Origin of the sequence: Janthinobacterium sp. J1-1 (assembly GCF_030944405.1) — a bacterium.
Lineage (GTDB): Bacteria > Pseudomonadota > Gammaproteobacteria > Burkholderiales > Burkholderiaceae_D > Janthinobacterium.
The window spans coordinates 3,585,790-3,604,667 of the sequence record NZ_CP132339.1; the positions used below are offsets into that span (position 1 = coordinate 3,585,790).

18 protein-coding genes are annotated in these 18,878 nt (G+C 65.5%); 16 read left to right on the plus strand and 2 right to left on the minus strand.

All coding sequences use genetic code 11. The annotated features are described in order from the left end of the window. The first annotated feature begins 64 nt into the window (after nt 1–64). The gene (locus Q8L25_RS16265) at nt 65–607 is read left to right on the plus strand and encodes a GNAT family N-acetyltransferase (protein WP_308920345.1); all 543 of its coding nucleotides are present in this window, start codon (nt 65–67) and stop codon (nt 605–607) included. A gap of 108 nt (nt 608–715) precedes the next feature. Here Q8L25_RS16265 and Q8L25_RS16270 read toward each other — a convergent pair whose 3' ends face one another. Next, nucleotides 716–1,525 carry a class II glutamine amidotransferase gene (locus Q8L25_RS16270; protein WP_308920346.1) on the minus strand — a complete coding sequence of 270 codons (810 nt, stop codon included), beginning with the start codon at nt 1,523–1,525 and terminating at the stop codon, nt 716–718. A gap of 237 nt (nt 1,526–1,762) precedes the next feature. On the opposite strand from Q8L25_RS16270, the gene Q8L25_RS16275 reads away from it, so the two are divergent. The 9 genes from Q8L25_RS16275 (at nt 1,763) to Q8L25_RS16315 (ending at nt 11,228) form a co-directional block, all read left to right on the plus strand. Beyond that, on the plus strand, nt 1,763–2,608 hold the full coding sequence (locus Q8L25_RS16275) for an EAL domain-containing protein (RefSeq protein ID WP_308920347.1): 846 nt from the start codon (nt 1,763–1,765) through the stop codon (nt 2,606–2,608). A gap of 277 nt (nt 2,609–2,885) precedes the next feature. After that, on the plus strand, nt 2,886–4,067 hold the full coding sequence (locus Q8L25_RS16280) for an ABC transporter substrate-binding protein (RefSeq protein WP_374694173.1): 1,182 nt from the start codon (nt 2,886–2,888) through the stop codon (nt 4,065–4,067). A 14-nt stretch (nt 4,068–4,081) separates the two neighbouring features. Next, nucleotides 4,082–5,467, plus strand: coding sequence for an aromatic ring-hydroxylating dioxygenase subunit alpha (locus tag Q8L25_RS16285; RefSeq protein WP_308920348.1), 1,386 nt, complete (start codon nt 4,082–4,084; stop codon nt 5,465–5,467). Continuing rightward, nucleotides 5,457–5,990, plus strand: coding sequence for an aromatic-ring-hydroxylating dioxygenase subunit beta (locus Q8L25_RS16290; protein ID WP_308920349.1), 534 nt, complete (start codon nt 5,457–5,459; stop codon nt 5,988–5,990). Before Q8L25_RS16285 ends, Q8L25_RS16290 begins: the two co-directional genes overlap by 11 nt. Continuing rightward, a complete protein-coding gene (locus tag Q8L25_RS16295; protein ID WP_308920350.1) occupies nt 5,990–6,616 on the plus strand; it encodes an isochorismatase family cysteine hydrolase in 627 nt (208 codons plus the stop codon). Before Q8L25_RS16290 ends, Q8L25_RS16295 begins: the two co-directional genes overlap by 1 nt. A 5-nt stretch (nt 6,617–6,621) precedes the next feature. Next, on the plus strand, nt 6,622–7,452 hold the full coding sequence (locus Q8L25_RS16300) for an SDR family oxidoreductase (RefSeq protein WP_308920351.1): 831 nt from the start codon (nt 6,622–6,624) through the stop codon (nt 7,450–7,452). Then, a complete protein-coding gene (locus tag Q8L25_RS16305) occupies nt 7,449–8,426 on the plus strand; it encodes a PDR/VanB family oxidoreductase (RefSeq protein ID WP_308920352.1) in 978 nt (325 codons plus the stop codon). The genes Q8L25_RS16300 and Q8L25_RS16305 overlap by 4 nt, the downstream gene beginning before the upstream one ends. 196 nt (nt 8,427–8,622) lie before the next feature. After that, nucleotides 8,623–9,729 (plus strand): porin, encoded by a 1,107-nt coding sequence (locus Q8L25_RS16310; RefSeq protein ID WP_308920353.1) that lies wholly within the window; start codon nt 8,623–8,625, stop codon nt 9,727–9,729. An 83-nt stretch (nt 9,730–9,812) separates the two neighbouring features. Next, entirely contained in the window at nt 9,813–11,228 is a 1,416-nt protein-coding gene (locus Q8L25_RS16315; protein ID WP_308920354.1) for a purine-cytosine permease-like transporter, read from the plus strand. Between the two features lie 162 nt (nt 11,229–11,390). On the opposite strand, the gene Q8L25_RS16320 is transcribed toward Q8L25_RS16315, so the two are convergent. Then, nucleotides 11,391–12,422 (minus strand): AraC family transcriptional regulator, encoded by a 1,032-nt coding sequence (locus tag Q8L25_RS16320; protein ID WP_308920355.1) that lies wholly within the window; start codon nt 12,420–12,422, stop codon nt 11,391–11,393. A 525-nt stretch (nt 12,423–12,947) separates the two neighbouring features. Here Q8L25_RS16320 and Q8L25_RS16325 point away from each other — a divergent pair. The 6 genes from Q8L25_RS16325 (at nt 12,948) to andAc (ending at nt 18,877) form a co-directional block, all read left to right on the plus strand. Beyond that, complete coding sequence (locus Q8L25_RS16325) at nt 12,948–14,069, plus strand: ABC transporter substrate-binding protein (RefSeq protein WP_308920356.1); 1,122 nt, start codon at nt 12,948–12,950, stop codon at nt 14,067–14,069. Continuing rightward, nucleotides 14,069–14,992 (plus strand): branched-chain amino acid ABC transporter permease, encoded by a 924-nt coding sequence (locus tag Q8L25_RS16330; protein WP_308920357.1) that lies wholly within the window; start codon nt 14,069–14,071, stop codon nt 14,990–14,992. Before Q8L25_RS16325 ends, Q8L25_RS16330 begins: the two co-directional genes overlap by 1 nt. Further along, entirely contained in the window at nt 14,989–15,969 is a 981-nt protein-coding gene (locus tag Q8L25_RS16335) for a branched-chain amino acid ABC transporter permease (protein WP_308920358.1), read from the plus strand. The genes Q8L25_RS16330 and Q8L25_RS16335 overlap by 4 nt, the downstream gene beginning before the upstream one ends. Then, the gene (locus Q8L25_RS16340) at nt 15,966–16,751 is read left to right on the plus strand and encodes an ABC transporter ATP-binding protein (protein WP_308920359.1); all 786 of its coding nucleotides are present in this window, start codon (nt 15,966–15,968) and stop codon (nt 16,749–16,751) included. Before Q8L25_RS16335 ends, Q8L25_RS16340 begins: the two co-directional genes overlap by 4 nt. Then, nucleotides 16,748–17,467 (plus strand): ABC transporter ATP-binding protein, encoded by a 720-nt coding sequence (locus Q8L25_RS16345; protein WP_308920360.1) that lies wholly within the window; start codon nt 16,748–16,750, stop codon nt 17,465–17,467. Before Q8L25_RS16340 ends, Q8L25_RS16345 begins: the two co-directional genes overlap by 4 nt. A gap of 147 nt (nt 17,468–17,614) precedes the next feature. Then, a complete protein-coding gene (andAc, locus tag Q8L25_RS16350; protein WP_308920361.1) occupies nt 17,615–18,877 on the plus strand; it encodes an anthranilate 1,2-dioxygenase large subunit AndAc in 1,263 nt (420 codons plus the stop codon). Nucleotide 18,878 lies beyond the last annotated feature (1 nt).

The following is an 18,878-nucleotide window of genomic DNA, read 5'->3' on the forward strand; positions in this document are numbered from 1 at the left end:
TCGGAATCGCGCGCTGCAGGGTGAAACCGCCTGTATCGGCAACCGTAATAATTTGTGAGTATCCATGAGTCTTGAAATTCGTATTGCAACATCGGCCGACGCTGTCGACGCGTGCACGGTATTGCGACGTTCCATCGTCGAATGCTGCGCGCTCGACCACCGGCATGATCCGGCCATCCTGGAAGCCTGGCTGGGCAATAAAACACCGCAGATGGTGGCGTGCTGGTTCGCCTCGCCCACCAATTTTGCGCTGGTCGCCGTCGAGGCGGACAAGGTCGTCGGCGTGGCGCTGCTGACGCGCGCCGGCAAGCTGGCCCTGTGCTACCTGCTGCCCGAAGCGCAGCATCGCGGCGCCGGCACGGCATTGGTGGAGCAACTGGAAGCGCAGGCGAAGCAATGGGGCATCAAGGCGCTGCAATTGCACAGCACCGCCAGCGGTCAGGCATTCTTTGTCAAGCAAGGGTATGCTGAAGCGGGCAATGTGCGTTCGCCGTATGGCGTGGAAACGATATTCTGCTGGAAGGCGCTCGATCCTTCCTGCCTGGTCACGGGCGATCCCAAGGGCGATGCCAAGCGCAAGCGTTTTTGCAACTGCAATTCGGCCTGAGTTTCCACTTGGCGTGACCAGCTTGCTGAAGTCAAGCTATCTGAAAGGCGCAAGGCAAAAAAGCTTGGCCCGATGCGCCTTTGCTTGCGACTAGTGTCTTAATTCTCTTCAATAACTGATCTGGATATACACGCCGCGTTGCGGCGGTGTGTCGTGCAGCAGTGCGCCGCCGGCAAACACTTTCAGTTCGCCGGGGGCAAATGCCGTCCACGGTTCGTTTTCCGTCAGTGGATGGGTGGCGATGACGGCGATGCGGTCGTCGAGGTGGTTGTGCTGGCGAAAGTCGATGCTGCGTTCGCAGTCGATCAGGTGCGCCACGGAAAAGGGGTATTCGCGTATCACATAGTGCAGATGCGTCGAGCAGTGGGCAAATAGGATGTCGCCATCGGACAGGATGAAATTGAAGCTGCCGTTGGCGGCGATCTCGCCGGCGATCTCGGTGATCGCCGCGCGCAGCACGCCGCGTGCCGGTTCGCCGTCGGGAAAGCGTGCGCGCAGCGCGCCCAGCAGGTGACAGAAAGCCTGTTCGCTGTCGGTGTCGCCGGTGGTCGAGTAGTGTGCGCTGGCCGGCGTGTGCCAGGGTTTCAGTTCGCCATTGTGCGCGAACGACCAGGTCTTGCCCCACAATTCGCGGGCAAACGGATGCGTGTTTTCCGGCGCGATGCGGCCGTGCGTGGCCTTGCGGATATGCGCGACGATGTTTTTTGCCTTGACGGGTTTCTCGTGCAACTGCTGCGCCAATGGCGAATCGATGGCGGCCAGGTGGTCGGTCAGCAGGGTGCAGCCTTCGCTGGAGTGGAAAGCGATGCCCCAGCCGTCGCGGTGCTCACCCGTGCGGCCGCCCCGTTCCGTAAAACCGGCGAACGAAAAACCCAGGGCGGCGGGCTTGCTGCTGTTCATGGCGAGTAACTGGCACATACTTGATTCCTCCTGCTGCTATCGGTACAGGATCACAGTAAGGGCAGCGGGGCCGGGCGAAAAGGATTTTTTCCGCATATGCATATGCCGTTGCACCGTGGCCACGCTTATTTGTTATCCGTATATCAAATGGTGAAAGCATTCGTTCATGTTTGCGCGGCGCTGGCTTAATCTGCACGCTTAGTCACCGGGCCTCCCCAAGGGGAAGACGGTGTAGCCCGATATCAAGGAGTCAGCATGCCATTTCCCGTCCTCAAGAATTACCTGGCCCGTTTGTCGCACCAGACGCAAGCCGGCACCAGTGTCTGGCTGGACGAGGAGGGCAGGGCGCTGGGCCGCTTTTTCAATTGCACCATGACCAGCGCCTTCCAGCCGCTGCGCGAGTTGGAAAGCGGCAAGGTGCTGGCCTTCGAAGGCCTGGCGCGCAGCGTGTCGAAGGCCGACGAAGGGCTGTCGCTGTGGCGTTTGCTCGACCACGCGGCCAGCGACGATGAATCGGTGGAGCTGGACCGCCTGTGCCGCATGCTGCATGCGATTAACTTTTTCCGACAGCCCGAGGCCGAACAGGCCGACCTGTACCTGAATGTGCATGATCGCCTGCTCAGTGCGGTGAGCAGCAACCACGGCCACGCCTTCCAGCGCATTCTCGACGCGCTGGGCCTGCCGATCGAGCGCATCGTGCTGCAACTGCCCACCGTCACCGCCAACCAGAGCTGGCTGTTGAACTATGTGGCCGACAATTACCGCCGCAACGGCTTTCGCCTGGCGATCAATGTCAACAGCGTCAACGAAGCCATCGGCCTGCTGGAACGCCTGCATCCGCACAGCTTCAAGCTGGACGCGGGCAACCTCAGCGATGAAACCGCGGCCGCCAATTTTGTCACCCTGTGCCATGCGGCAAAGATCCGCGTGATCTTCAAGCGCCTCGACACGCCCGCCGCGCTGCAGGCCCTGAGTCGCATCGCCGCTGCCACCGGGCTGCCGATCGTGGCCCAGGGCTATCTGCTCGACAAGCCCCTGAGCTCGCTGGCCGTGGCCCACGCGGCCCACCCGTCCGCCTTGCGCTCGCCTGTCGCCGCCTGAGCAATACCATCCCGCCGGCGCCCATCCCCGGGCGCCAGCCCCCGCACTTCTCCCCGCACTGATCGCATCCGCCGTTTCGTTCCTTTATACCGGTATCCGTTTTTTGCGTGACGCGCCGTTGCCGCGCTGATTGCCTGCGCCGCTGCCGAAATCGGATAGCGGCCGCCGCCGCACGCCTTTACAGTCGTTTCCAGCATCAACGCTTCCCCCCAACCGGCCCGCGCAGCGCCATCATGCGCCGGCCATGCCGCAACCGTGGCCAGCAGAGGAAATCCACATGAAACACAGTTTGTTGAAAGCCGCCTTGTTCTCCACCATGTTTGCCGGCCTGTCCGGCGGCGCGGCGCATGCCGCCGAGCAGATCAAGGTGGGATTTTTGACCACCCTGTCCGGCCCGGGCGGCGCGCTGGGCGCCGATATCCGCGACGGTTTCGAACTGGCCGTCAGGCACGCCGGTGGCAAGCTCGGCGGCCTGCCGATCGCGCTGAACATACGCGACGACCAGATGAGCCCGGACGTGGGCCGCCAGGAAACCGAGCGCCTGCTGAAGCGCGACAAGGTCGACGTGATGACGGGCACGGTGTTTTCCAATGTGCTGCTGCCGGTGCTGCCGGGCATCCTGGCCAGCGACACCGTGTACCTGTCGGCCAATACCGGACCGGCCGACTACGCGGGCGCCAAGTGCAACAAGAATTTCTACGTGGTGTCGTGGCAGAACGAGGACCTGCCGGCCGCGATGGGCAAGTACGTGTCCGAAAAAGGCCATAAAAGCGTGTTCCTGATCGGCGCCAATTACCCGGGCGGACGCGAGTCGCTGACCGGCTTCAAGCGCTATTACAAGGGCAAGCTGGCCGACGAGGTCTACGTCAAGATGGGCCAGCTGGACTTTTCCGCCGAACTGGCGCAGGCGCGCGCCTCGGGCGCCGACGCGGTGTTTTTCTTCCTGCCCGGCGGCATGGGCGGCGCGTTCTTGAAACAGATGGCCGGGACCGGTTTGAACAAGACCATGGCCGTCTACACGCCGGGATTCTCGGGCGACCAGGACACCATCAAGGCGGTCGGCCCGTCGATGACGGGCCTGCTGAATGCCTCGCAATGGTCGAGCGACCTGGACAACCCGGCCAACCAGCGCTTCGTGGCCGACTTCGAAAAGCAGTATGGCCGCATTCCCACCATGTACGCGGCGCAGGGCTATGACGCCGGCATGCTGCTCGACGGCGCCGTGCGCGACGTCAAGGGCAAGATCGAGGACAAGGAGGCATTCCGCAAAGCGCTGCGCGCGGCCAGCTTCAAGTCGGTGCGCGGCGCCTTCAAGTTCAACACCAACCAGTATCCGATCCAGAGCTTCTACATGCGCCAGGTGGCCGTCGATGCGCGCGGCCGCCTGAGCAACAAGATCGTCGGCACCATCATGCAGGACTACAGCGACCCGTTTGCGGCCAGCTGCAAGATGAATTGAGCAAGGAAAACACGATGAGCTATACCAACTATACCAACGACCATATCGCCGCCCTGGTGCGTGAGGACAGCGTGCACAAGTGCGTCTACACCGACCCGGCCCTGTACCAGCTGGAGATGGCGCGCATTTACGGCCAGGCCTGGATCTATGTCGGCCACGACAGCCAGGTGCCGAACCCGGGCGACTATCACGCCACCCGCATCGGCGACCAGGACGTGGTGCTGGTGCGCGCCAGCGACAGGAAAGTCCATGTGCTGTACAACCGCTGTCCGCACAAGGGCGCCAAGCTGGTGCCCGACGGCGCCGGCAGCGCAGGCAAATTCTTCCGCTGCCCGTATCACGCCTGGACCTTCAAGCTCGATGGCAGCCATCTTTCGGCGCCAATGAAGGGCGGCTACGAGGGCACCGCGTTCGACGCGAAACATCCTGACTTCGCCATGCGCCGCCTGGCCCGCGTGGAAAGCTACCGCGGCTTCGTCTTCGCCAGCCAGGCCGCCGGCGGCCCCGGGCTGCAGGAGTTTCTCGGCGGCGTGCTGTCCTCGATCGACAATCTGTGCGACCGCTCGCCGGTGGGCGAGGTGGAAGTGGCCGGCGGCGTGTTTCGCGTCATGCAGACTTCGAACTGGAAGGTATTCTACGAAAACCTGCACGACACCATGCACGCGCCGGTCACGCATGAATCGTCGTTCGTGGCGGCGCGCGAACAGGCCGCCGACATGGGCGAGATGCCGCTGGAACTGCATATCATGGACGGCAATGGCGAACCGTACGCGTTCTGGGAAAAGCTGGCGCTGCACGCCTATGACCACGGCCACGGCTATATGGAGGGCATCTTCAATCCCGGCGCGGCCAGTACCGACGCCGTCACGCGGGCCCATTTCGAGGTGCTGGAACAGGCTTACGGCGCCGAGCGCGCCAGCGCCATCCTGGGCCAGAACCGCCACAACACCATCATCTATGGCAGCGGTTCGCCGCATACCGTGTTCCAGCAGTTCCGCGTGATACGCCCGGTGGCGGTCGACCGCACCATGATCGAGATCCAGACGTTCCGGCTGAAAGGCACGCCGGAAGCGATTTTCCGGCGCAGCGTGATGTATGCCAACGTGATCAACTCGCCCTCGTCGAACGTGATGGCGGACGACGTGGAAGTCTACGACCGCTGCCAGAAGGGCAATCTGAGCAACGGCGGCGAATGGATCAGCCTGCACCGCTATGCCGGCCAGGACCTGCCCATCGAAGGCGGCATGCAGTCGACCAACGGCACCAGCGAACTGCCGATGCGCAACCAGTTCAAGGCGTGGAAGGAATATATGCTCGCTCCCGCCTTTGCACATGCCGTGATACCGATCGCCGTCGCCGGCGAGCATGCCTGCGCCGGGGAGGACTGCCATGTTGCTTGATACCGATTTCGATGTGTCGACCGGCGACCTGCTGCCGCTGGCGCTGACCCTGGAAACGCAGCACCGCCTGCAGCAGTTCCTGTTCCACGAGGCGCGCCTGCTGGACCAGCGCCGGCTCGACGACTGGATGGCCCTGTGGACCGACGAGGGCATGTACTGGATACCGCAGCAGCATGGCCAGGCCAGCCCACACGACCATATTTCGCTGGTATGGGAGGGCAAGATGCTGCGCGAAGTGCGCACGCGGCGCCTGAACAATCCGCGCAACTGGTCGCAGCAGCCGCCCACGCGCACCGCGCGCCTGGTCGGCAATATCAGCGCCATCGGCCAGGACCGCGACGGCCACTGGGTGGTGCAGGCGGTGCAGCAACTGAGCGAGTGGCGCAATGGTGAGTTGCGCCAGCTGGCCGCCGCGCTGACCTACAAGCTGCGCCCGCATGGCGACAGCTGGCAGCTGCACTTCAAGCGGGTCGACCTGGTCAATTGCGACGCCGTGTTTTCCAACCTGCAGGTATTTATCTGATGGCCGCGCCGCGCTGCGAGCTGGCGCTGCTGGCGCTGCACTACCAGAACGACGTGCTGCACGAGGACGGCAAGATCAAGGTCGGCCTGCTGGCGGGCAGCGAGCGTCGCGCCGGCGTGATCGCGGCGGCGCAAGCGATGCTGGCTGGCGCGCGCCGGCACGGCGTGCCGCTCATTCACGTGCGCGTCGCCTACCGGCCCGACCATGCCGACCTGCTGCTCAACGCGCCGATTTTCCGCAATGTCGCCGCCAGCGGCGCCGTGATCGAAGGCAGCTGGGGCGCCGATTTCCATGCCGGGCTGGAGCCGCTGGCCGGCGAGTTTGTTGTCAAGCACACCCGCATCAACGCCTTTTACGGCTCGCCGCTGGACGTGGTGCTGGCCGCGCTGGGCGCGCGGCGCCTGGTGGTGGCCGGCGTGGCCACCCACTCGGTGGTCGACAGCACGGTGCGGCACGCGGTCGACGCCGGCTACGAAGTACTGGTCAATGCCGACGCCTGCGCGGCCGGCGCGCCGCAGGCGCACGAGGCGGCGCTGGCCAGCATGGCCCTGATCGCCGAGATCGCCGACGGCGCCGGCACGCTGCGCCATTTTCACATGGCGTCATCATCACAACACGGCAGGTAAATCACATGGATACAAACAAGTTGTCAGCGACTTTATTGAGCGGCAAGGTGGCCATCGTCAGCGGCAGCACGCAGGGCATCGGCGCCGATATCGCGCGCGTGCTGGCCGCCTGCGGTGCGTCGGTGGTGCTGCTCGGCCACGGGGTGGCGACAGGCCAGGCGCTGGCCGCCGAACTGCTGGACGCCGGCGCCGCCGGCGCGCTGTACTGCGCCACCGACGTTGAATCCGACGACGATATCGAACACTGTATCGCGCAGACGCTGGCGCGCTTCGGCCGGCTCGACATCCTCGTCAACAATGCCTGCATCTACAGCGACCAGGGACTCGATTCGACCCGCGCGCAATGGCACCAGACGCTGGGCGTGAACCTGATCTCGGCCGCCATCTTTGCGCAAAAGGCGGTGCCGCACATGGGCGCCGGCGCCGTCATCGTCAACCTGGGCAGCACCGGCGGCAAGTTCGGCGCCGCCGGCCGCGCGCTGTATCCGGCCTCGAAAGCGGCCTTGCTGCAGCTGACCAAAAACCTGGCCGTGACCCTGGCGCCGAACGGCATCCGCGTGGTGGCGGTGTCGCCGGCGTGGACCTGGTCGCCGGCGATCGCGGCCCTGAGCGGCGGCGCGCGCGGCGCGGCCGACGCGGTGGCCGCGCCGTTTCATCCGCTGGGGAGAGTGGGCGACGGCGCCGAAGTGGGGCAGGCGGTGGCCTTCCTGGCGTCGTCGGCGGCCTCGTGGATCACCGGCGTCGACATTCCCGTCGACGGCGGCTTTTCGGTGCTGGGACCGGACCGGGGGATCGCACCGCGCGCCTGGTTTGCGCAGGCGGGAGAGGCGGCATGAGCATCATCAGCCTGCAGGTGGCGCAGATCACACCCTTGAGCGCGCATGTCACGCTGATCCGGCTGCGGCGGGCGGACGGCGCGCCACTGCCCGGCTACCTGGCCGGCGCCCACGTCAAAGTGGAAGTCGAGATCGATGGCGCGCCAGCCTGGCGCCATTATTCGCTGATCAATCTTGAGGCGCGCGCGCACGCCTGCGCCCAGCCGGCTGAATATGTGATCGCGGTGCGGCGCGAGGAGCGCACGCTGGGCGGGCGCGGTGGTTCGCTGTACCTGCACTCCGCCTTGCAAGTGGGCCAGCTGCTGCGCGTGGGCGCGCCCTTGAATGTGTTTGCGCTCGACCCGGAACACGACGACGTGCTGCTGATCGCCGGCGGCATCGGTGTCACGCCGCTGGCGTCGATGGCGGCCGCGCTCAGTGCCGCCGGCAAACGCTACGCGCTGCACTACAGCGGCCGCAGCGTGGCGCAGTTGGCGCTGGTGACAGAACTGCGGGCGCTGGCCGGCGCGGCGCTCACCCTGTATGGCGATGATGACGTGCGCCTCGATCTGAGCGCGCTGCTGGCCGGCTGCAAACCGTCGCAGCCTATCTATGTCTGCGGCCCGAAGGGCATGGTCGACGCCGTGCGCGCGCAGGCGGCGCTGGGCTGGCCGGCGGACGCGGTGCGCTACGAACTGTTCGCCGAGGCGGCCCCCGAGCAGGGCGACCAGCCGTTCGAGGTCGGGCTGCTGCAGTCCGGCTGCCGGCTGCAGGTGGGCGCGCGGCAGACCATTCTCGATGCGATGCTCGACGCCGGCCTGGACCCGCTGTACGACTGCAAGCGCGGCGACTGCGGCGTCTGCACGGTGGACCTGGTCGAGGGCGAGGCCGAGCACCGCGACAACTGCCAGAGCAAGGCCGAACGCGCCGCCGGCAAGGTGATCCAGATCTGCATTTCGCGCAGCAAGGGCGTTCCGCTGGTGCTCGACGCCTGATTCCTGCTTGCCTGCCAGGCTGCTCCAGGGACCCTCGCGGGTCCTTTTTTTCGGCCATCTTTTCCGGCCGCAGGATACGGACAAGCGCCATGTTGTTTTTGCATTTTCCGGATAGTGGCGGGGCAGGCGTGTTGCGTACCATCGTTATCGGTTTGATCCTGATTGATACTTAACAATAACCTTGGAAAGCCTGACCATGAACGATTTGATGACCCCGCGCACATGCGCCGCATCGACACCAGCTGCTGTGTTATTGGGACTGGCGCTGGCCGCGCCGCTGATGGCGCAGGCGCAAAGCAGCGTGACGATAGGCGGCGTGATCGACGCCGGCGTGACCCTCAATTCCAACCAGACGGGCAACCGGAACACGCTGGTCGACACCGGCATCCAGTCGCCCAATCTGCTGCGCTTCCGGGGCACCGAGGATCTGGGCGGCGGCAACAAGGCGATCTTCGTGCTGGAGAGCCAGTTCCAGCTCGACACCGGCGCGCAGGTCGGCAATTTCTTCGGCCGCCAGGCCTATGTCGGGATCTCGGGCGAGTGGGGCACACTGACCGCCGGCAACCAGTACGAGTTCATGTTCGAGTCGCTGTCGCTGCAGCGTTTCGGCCCGGTGATCAAATATGTCAGCCTGTACGATCTGCACCAGGGGCCGTTCCAGGCGCTGGGCACGGCCAATAACGGCATGGACTTCAACCGCGTGGCCGGCGCCTTCCGCGTCAACAACTCGCTCAAGTACACCAGCAAGAATTTCAACGGCTTCAGCTTCGGCGCGCTGATCGGCTTTGGCGAGCAGGCCGAGGCGTTCGGCCGCAACGGCACCACCAGTTTCGGCGCCAACTACGCCAATGGCGGCCTGGCGCTGAACGCGGCGTATGCCTATGCCAAGTCGGCCACCATCGACAACGGCAACGAAGGCATCCGCAACTGGGGCCTGGGTGGGCGCTATGTGCTGGGCGCGCCGACCGTCGACGTGCTGTACACGAATACCACCAACACCTTTACCAAAGGACAGGTCGACGTCTACGAAGCCGGCCTGACGGTGCCGCTGTCGGCGCCGGTCAACCTGCGCGTGTACTACCACCTGATGAAGGGCAACGCGCAACTGACCGACAACAAGTCGCACCAGGCCGGCATGCTGCTCGACTATGCGTTCTCGAAGCGTACCGATGTCTACCTGAACGCGGTGTACCAGAAGGCCAGCGGCGGCGCGTCCGCCCGCGCCTGGATCACCGCTTCGGGCGCCGCGTCCGGCGGCGACACGCAAACCGCGCTGCGGGTCGGCGTGCGCCACGCGTTTTAATCCGCCTGCCCGGCAGGCCGCACGGCGCCCCTGTCTCCGGCAGCGGGCGCCTTTTTCTTCTTCTCTGATTGACAGGAGCGAGCATGCATCAACCCCATCAACTGGCCGCGCGCAGCGACGACCACGCCCTCGAACCGGTACCCGACGGCGCGCGCCAGAACTGGCTGCAGCTGTCGTGGAGCACGGCCGGCATCGTCACCACGCTGGTGCAGCTGTTCCTCGGCGCGCTGACCACCTTTGTGGCCGGCTTTCGCATCGCCATCGTGGCCGGCGTGGCCGTCACCATCATTGGATCTTTACTGGGCTGGGGCATGGGCCACGTGGCCTACCGCACCGGCCTGGCCAGCACGGTGCTGTCGCGCCGCCACGGCCTGGGCCAGCGCGGCTCGGTGCTGCTGGCGCTGGTGTTCGGCTTCATGATCATCGGTTTCATCGCGCTGGAAAACGCCATGCTGTACAAGGGCTTCCTGTTCTATACGGAGCTGGCCGATACGCTGCCGCTGCGGCTGCTGGTGTATGGCGGCCTGACCCTGGCCTGGATACTGCTGACGGCCTTCGGCTACACGCTGGTGTCGCGCGTGGCGTCCATCACGCTGATCGCATTTCTGGCGGTGCTGGTCTACATGCTGTTCGACGTCATCGCCAGTTCCGGCCAGTCGTGGGCCTCGGTGCTGCAATATGGCGCGCAGGTGCCGCCGCAGATGCTGCAGGCGATGGGCGCCGACAGCGACAGCGGCAAGTTCATCTTTTGCGTCAATGTGCTGATCGGTTCGGCCGGCGCGCTGGCGCTGATGGACGCCGACCTGGGCCGCTATGCGCGCTCCTCGCGCGATATCGCGCTGGCGGCGCTGGCCGGCAACCTGTTCATGGACGTGGTGATGGTGGCCGTCGGCGGCATCATCATGTATGCCGGCATGGACCAGCTGATCGCCCATTATGTGCGGGTCGATGGCCTGGCGCCCGAGGCGGCGCGCGCGCTGGCGCTGCAAAGCCCGGACAGCGTGGCGGCCGCCTTCATCATCTTCGGCGGCGCGCTCGGCACGCTGCTGATGGTGCTGGCGCAATCGAAGGCGCAGGTGCTCAATACCTACAGCGCCTCGCTGTCGCTGACCAGCCTGTTCGACGCGCTGTTCGGCTGGCGCCCGGGGCGCTTGCTGTTCGTGGTGCTGGCCAACCTGCTGGCCTGTCTGATGCTGTCGGGCGCGATCCTGGAATGGGTGAACGGCTTCATTACCGTGCTGGGCGTGCTGACCACCTGCTTCTGCGGCATCATCCTGGTCGATTACTTTATCGTCGCGCCGCGCAGGACCGCCGCCGCCATCCCCGACGTGAATTGGGCCGGCGTGGCCACGCTGGTGCTGGCCTTCGTGCTGGCCCACTTCGTCCTCCAGCGCTGGCTGCCGCTGGAGTTTTTCACGGCGCTGGTGGTGTGCCTGGTGGTGTATCCGCTGCTGTCGCTGAAAGGGGCGCGCAGGGCGGGCGCCGCCGTCGCCCGCTAAGTAATCGTCAGGAAATTATTGTGAAGTTATGACGAACAGAACCGGATGCTATGCAAGGCGTCAACTGCGACGCAGTGCGAGCACTGCTAGCAGTTGGCAACGCCGCAGAGCGCCGGTTATGGAAGTCAGAAATCACAAGAATTTATTGGGGGTTACTTAGCTTCAGTGCATCAATTCGCCGGTATGCTTGGGCAGCACGCCGAAGCGCTGGCGGTAGTAGGCTGAAAAACGGCCCAGGTGGCAGAAACCGAATTCGAACGCGGTTTCGGTCACGCTGGCGTCGGGCCGTTCCTTGAGCACGGCGTGCGCCGCGTCGAGGCGCATATTGCGCAGCAAATCCATCGGCGGCACGCCGTGATGGCGGTGGCACAGCATGTTGAGCGTGCGCACGCTGACGCCGGCCGCCATCGCCAGGTCCAGCAGCGACACGGGCGCGCACAGCTTGGCGCGCATATAGCGCTCCAGCGCATCCATGCGCTGGCCGGCGCTGGCCGTCGCCAGGCCCTGGCCCGATTCGAACGCCGCGCTGGCGTGCGGGCCCGCCGCCAGCGGCGGCGCGGACTGCCCCTGCTGGGCCAGCAGGAACAGGCCGATATTGCGTTCGAAATGGTCGATCCAGGCCGCATGCGTGGGCAGGTCCGCCGGCTGCGCCAGGATTTGCAGCAGGGACTGCATCAGCAGGCCCCATTGCATCTCCATCATGTTCGATTGCAGCAGGCCCGAATGCAGGCCCGGGTGCAGGCCGGCGTTCGCTCCACGCTGCGCGCCGGCCGGGGCCAGGTCGTGCAGCAGGGCGTGCGGCACCTTCAGGATCAGCTGCTCGGAACCTTCTTCCCACCACAGGCGCAGATTCTTTTTCGGCGCGACCACCGCCACCTTGCCTTCCGGCACGCGCACCCTGCGGCCGTCGCAGTCGAATTCGGCGCAGCCCTTGAGCGACATGTGCACCAGCGCGAAATCATCGAAGGGGCTGGGCGTGACTTCGACCTGGGCCCCATAGCGCAGCACGAACAGCTGCAAGCGGCTGATGCGGGCCTGGAACAGGGCCGTGTCGGGCGCGCCGCGCTGCCAGCGCAAATCATGGTCGGGCAGCGCGCGAGCCACATGGCCATGCGAGTCGACCCGTTCGTTGCTGTGGAAAACGCAGCGTTGATATACCTGCGCCAGATCGAGTGAACCTTTGAGCATCTGCATCGGGTCTCCAATGGAAAAGGGGGATACGGGTGAGAGGCGGAAAAGCCAGGACACATGGTCCGACGATGAGTTGTTACTGCAAGTTGCGTGCCACTTGCCGGCGATTGGTGACCGTTGGTGGCAGCGCCGCGCCATTTGCCGGATTCGGACTATCCAGCGTGGCGCAGGCGAAAAATGTGCCGAATACGGATAGCGCCGGCCCAATGCGCGTGGTATGGACAGCTGCGGCGGCGCGGCCAGCCCGGCCGCCGGCCTGCGTTGCGATGGTGCGCCGGCCTGCCGCGCCCGGGCCCGATGCGCACCGTGCTGGCGCGCGCTGTCAATCCCCCGCTCGCACTAGCTCGGATGGGCTATGCGCCGGCTTGGCCTGCATGGCAAGAAATGGATAGCTGCGCTTGCCAAGATTGCCAGATGCGGATAGTCGGCCACCGAAGGCCTCCGTAGACTTTCCTCGTACCCCGCTCCGGGGGCCGCCATGCAGTTCGCATTCAACCAACGTTACAACCATCGACCTATAGGAATAACATGACGCAAGCACCTTTCTTCAAGCATCGTTTCGTGGCCGCCGCGGTGCTGGCCGTGATCTGTGCGCCGTCGCTGGCGGCGCCCATCAAGGTGGGCCTCGCGCTCGATGTCTCCGGCCCCTTCAGCGGCCCCGGCCAGGATGCGCGCAACGGCTTTGCGCTGGCCATCAAGCAGCTGGGTGGCAAACTGGGTGGCCAGCCGGCCGAATTCCTGCAGGTCGACATGGCCGGCAATCCCGACCAGGCGCGCCAGCTGGCCGAGCGCTTTATCCAGAAGGACAAGATCGACTTCTTTACCGGCCCCAGCCAATACGCGGGCGCCAAGTGCAGTCCGTATTTTTTCGGTACCGCCTACCAGAACGACCAGTTCCATGAGGCGGCAGGCAAGTTCGCCAGCGACCGCGGCTTCAGGAAAATCATGCTGATGGCGCCCAACTATCCGGCCGGCCGCGATGGCCTGACCGGCTTCAAGCGTGCCTATGGCGCGCCGGTGGCCGACGAACTGTACGTGAAAGTGGGGCAGCTCGACTTCTCCACCGAACTGGCGCAGCTGCGCGCCGACAAGCCCGACGCCCTGTATTACTTCCTGCCGGGCGCGATGGGCATCAATTTCGTCAAGCAGTTCGTGGCCGCCGGTCTGCAGAAAGATATCAAGCTGGTCAGCACCGGCTTTTCCGCCGACGAGGACGTGATCGGCGCGGTCGGCGCGCCGATGCTGGGCCTGTACAACACGGCGCACTGGGCGCACGACCTGGACAACGCCGCCAACCGTACCTTTGTCGCCGCCTACCGCAAGGAGTTTGGCGGGCGCGCGCCATCGATCTACGCGGCCCAGGCGTATGACGTGATCCTGTCGATCGACGCCGCCGTCAAGGCGGTGAAAGGCAATATGGCCGACCGGCCGGCCATCGTCGCGGCGCTGGAGAAAGCCGATTTCGCGTCGGTGCGCGGCCCGTTCAAGTACGCCAACAACCACTATCCGATCGAAAATTTCTACCTGCGCGTGGTCGGCAAGGATGACAAGGGCGTCATCAGTAACAAACTGTCCGGCACCGTGCTGACCGCGTATGGCGACGCCTATGCGGCGCAGTGCCCGATGCCGAGCATCGCGCGAGGCAAGTGATGAGCCTGGTCTTTATTACGGAGCAATTATTGAACGGCATCGGCTACGGCCTGATGCTGTTCCTGCTGGCGGCCGGGCTGACGCTGGTGTTCGGCATCATGGACGTGATGAACCTGGCGCATGGCTCGCTGTTCATGGGCGGCGCCTACGTGGCGGCGCGCGCCCAGGCGCACACCGGCTCGTTCGCGCTGGCCTGCCTGCTGGCCGTGCTGGCGATGGCGCTCGTCGCCGTGCTGGTCGAGCAGCTACTGGTGCGGCGGCTGTACAAGGCAGATCACCTGGTGCAGGTGCTGGCCACCTTCGGCATGATCCTGGTGGCCGACGACGTCGTCAAGATGATCTGGGGCGCGTCGCCGATGATGATCGCGCTGCCGGAAAGCCTGTCGGGTCCGGTGCAACTGCTGCCCGGCCTGATGTACCCCTCGTTCCGCCTCTTGATCATCGGCGCCGGGCTGCTGATCGCGCTGGGCCTGTATTTGCTGGTCAGCCATACGCGGGTCGGCATGCTGGTGCGCGCCGGCACCTCGAACCGCTGGATGGCGCAGCTGATGGGCGTGCGCGTGGCGCGGGTATTTACCAATGTGTTCGTGCTGGGCGCGATGCTGGCGGCGCTGGCCGGTGCGCTGATGGGGCCGCTGGTAGCGGTGCAGATCGGCATGGGCGAGGAAATCCTGATCCCGGCGCTGGTGGTGATCGTGATCGGCGGCATCGGTTCGGTGCGCGGCGCCTTTCTGGCCAGCCTGATGGTGGGCGTGGTCGACATTTCGGCGCGCGCCTTTTTGCCGTCCCTGCTGAAACTGGCGATGCCCGGACCGCTGGCGGCCGACCTGGGGGCGACGTTTTCCGCCCTGTCGATGTATCTGCTGATGGCGCTGGTGCTGCTGTTCAAGCCCAGCGGCCTGTTTTCGGAGCGCAGCGCATGAAGCCGACGACTTTATCCGGGGCGCCTGCCCGCATCATGATCATTGCCGTGCTGGCGGCGCTGCTGCTGGCCTTTCCCCTGCTGGCCGCCGCCACCGGCCTCGATTACTACATCGGCGTGCTGCGCCGCATCGTCATCTTCGCCCTGCTGGCCACCAGCCTGAACCTGGTGCTTGGCTACGGCGGCCTGGTGGCGCTCGGACATGCTGGCTTTGTCGGCGTCGGCGCCTATACGGTGGTGATCCTGGCAGAACGCGGCGTCACTTCGGCGGCGCTGGTGTGGCCGCTGGCGCTGGCGGCCGGCGCGCTGGCGGCCTTGCTGGTGGGCGCCATTTCGCTGCGCACGCGCGGCGTGTATTTCATCATGATCACGCTGGCCTTCGCGCAGATGCTGTATTTCGTGTTCGCTTCGCTGCGCAATTACGGTGGCGATGACGGCTATACGCTGGCGGCGCGGCCGGAACCGTGGCCCGGCGCGCAGCCGCTCGACGATGCCGGCCTGTACTGGCTGGTGCTGCTGCTGTGCGGCGTGCTGTTCTGGCTGTTCCGCCGCATCACCGCCTCGCGCTTCGGCCATGCCTTGAGCGGCATTCGCGACAACGAGGGCCGCATGCATGCGCTCGGCTATCCCGTCTACCGCATCCGCCTGCTGGCGTTCACGCTGGCCGGCGCGTTGGCCGGGCTCGGTGGCGCCATGCTGGCCGCCAATAACAATTTCGTGAGCCCGTCGATGATGCACTGGACCCAGTCGGCCACCTTGATGGTGATGCTGATCGTCGGCGGCGTCGGCCGCATCTGGGGCGGCGTGCTGGGCGCGCTGGTCTGGCTGGCGCTGGAAGAGTGGCTCAAGCAGCAGACCGAATACTGGCATCTGCCGCTGGGCCTGCTGTTGATCTTGATCGCGCTGTATCTGCCGCGCGGCCTGGCGGCCTTGCGCTGGCCGGCGCCGCGCCGCACCACCGGGAAGGAAACACCATGAGTTTGTTTGCATTGCACGGGCTGGTCAAGCGCTTCGGCGGCTTGCTGGTCACCGACCACGTCGACCTGGAGGTCGAACGGGGCGAAATCCACGCGCTGATCGGCCCGAACGGCGCCGGCAAGACTACCCTGGTCAACCTGATTTCCGGCACCCTGGCGCCGGACCAGGGCAGGGTGGTGCTCGATGGCGCCGAGCTGACCGGCCTGCCGGCCCACCGCCGCGTGGCGGCCGGGCTGTCGCGCTGCTTCCAGATCACCAGCATCTTTCCGAAAGCGACTGTGCGCGACAACTTGAAACTGGCCATGCAGGCGCATGCCGGCCACAGTTTTCACTTGCTGGCGGCGCGCGCCGGAGAAATCGCGCTGGACCGCGAGGCCGAGGCGATGGCCGCGCGCTGCGGCCTCGATGCGGTGCTGGAGCAGGTGGCCTGCACCTTGCCGCACGGCGTGCAGCGCACCCTGGACGTGGCGCTGGCGCTGGCGGCGCAACCCAAGCTGCTGCTGCTCGACGAGCCGATGGCCGGCATGGGGCCGCACGAGTCGGCGCGCATGCTCGCGCTGATCCAGTCCCTGCGCGGCGACATGGCGATCCTGCTGATCGAACACGACATGGACGCCGTGTTCGCGCTGGCCGACCGGATTTCGGTGCTGGTGTACGGCAAGGTGCTGATCTCGGGCGACGCCGACACCATCAGGAACGATCCGCAGGTGCAGGCCGTGTACCTGGGCGACGAGGCGGCGTCGGACGCCACCTTTGCCGCATTGGCGCAGGAGGTGGCATGAGCCGCCCGGATGTCTTGTTGAGTGCGCGCGGCATCGAGGCCGGCTATGGCGCCAGCCAGGTGCTGTTCGGGGTCGACCTGGAGATCTATCCGGGCCAGGTGGTGGCGCTGCTGGGCCGCAATGGCATGGGCAAGAGCACCACCATCAAGACCCTGACCGGCACCCTGGTCACGCAGGCCGGCGAAGTGCGTTTCGGCGGCGAGCGCATCAGCGGCACGCCGGTCGACCAGATCGCCCGGCGCGGCATCGCCATCGTGCCGGAAGGGCGGCATGTGTTCCCCAACCTGACGGTGCGCGAACACCTGGTGGCGTTTGCCGACAACCGCAATGGCCAGCGCGACAGCTGGACCCTGGAGCGGCTGTATGCGCTGTTCCCGCGCCTCAAGGAGCGCGAACGCAACCTGGGCAACCAGCTGTCGGGCGGCGAACAGCAGATGCTGGCGATCGGGCGCGCGCTGTCGACCAACCCGCGCCTGCTGATCCTCGACGAGGCCACCGAGGGACTGGCGCCGGTCATCCGCGAGGAGATCTGGCGCTGCCTGGCGGCCCTGAAGGCGGCCGGCCAGACCACGCTGGTGGTCGACAAATACGTCCACCGGCTGCTGCGGCTGGCGGACCGCCACGTGATCCTCGAACGCGGCAAGGTGGCCTGGCAGGGCACCTCGGCCCAGCTTGAAGCCGACCGCAGCCTGTGGAGCACCTACCTGGGCGTGTAGGGTCCAAGGCCCGGGCCGCCGCTGCCGAAAACGGATATCGCAGGTGCCGATACTTGCATTATCCGGATAGAGCGGCGCGGCCCGCCTCGCTAGACTGGCATCAACAGTTACCGCTGCAGTCGCAGTCCCAGTCACAGGAGAGGCCCCATGTCAAACACCGAGCAGCACGCAGCGCCCAGCGTCCACCCGCTGGTGCAATTTCCCCGCACCGACGGCTCGCGCATCCCCTATAAAGTCTTCAGCTCGCAGGAAGTCCACGAGCTGGAACAGGAACGCATTTTCCGTGGCCCCGTGTGGAACTTCCTCGCACTGGAAGCGGAAATCCTGCAACCCGGCGATTTCAAGTCCACCTTTGTCGGCGACACGCCGGTGGTGGTCACGCGCACCGACGACGGCAGCCTGGCCGCCTGGGTCAACAAGTGCTCGCACCGCGGCGCCACGGTCTGCCGCGAACCGCGCGGCAACGCCAGCTCGCACAGCTGCGCCTACCACCAGTGGAGCTTCGACCAGCGCGGCAACCTGCTGGGCGTGCCGTTTCGCCGCGGCCAGAACGGCATGGCCGGCATGCCCAAGGATTTCGATCCGAAATGCCACGGCCTGCGCCAGTTGCGCGTCGACAGCTACAAGGGCCTGGTGTTCGCCAGCTTCAGCGAACTGGCCGAACCGCTGGTCGACTACCTGGGCGCCGAAATGACGCCGTGGCTGGACCGCATCTTCCACAAGCCCATCGTCTACCTGGGCTGCACGCGCCAGTATTCGAAATCGAACTGGAAGCTGTACCTGGAAAACGTCAAGGACCCGTACCACGCCAGCCTGCTGCACCTGTTCCACACCACCTTCAATATCTTCCGCGTCGGCATGAAGGCGCGCTCGATCGCCGACAAGCGCCACGGCCTGCACAGCATCATCACCGCCACCAAGAACCAGGAAGAGACGTCCGATGCCTACAAGCAGCAGGCGATCCGCTCGTTCGACGAAGGCTTTGCGCTGGAAGACCCGTCGGTGCTGGGCCAGATCCAGGAGTTCGAGGAAAACACCACCAACCACATCCAGCCGATCTTCCCGCAACTGGTGGTGCAGCAGATCCACAACACCCTGGTGGCGCGCCAGCTGCTGACCAAGGGGCCGGACAACTTCGAGCTGATCTTCCACTTCTTCGGCTACGAGGACGACACGCCGGAACTGCGCGCGCTGCGCATCAAGCAGGCCAACCTGGTGGGTCCGGCCGGCTATATCTCGATGGAGGACACCGAGGCGACCGAGATGGTCCAGCGCGGCATCCGGCGCGACCCGGACTCGTGCTCGGTGATCGAAATGTCGAAGGACAAGCCGGACCAGGAAGACACCCTGATCACGGAAAGCCTGATCCGCAAGTTCTGGCAGGGCTACCAAAAGCTGATGGGATTCTAAG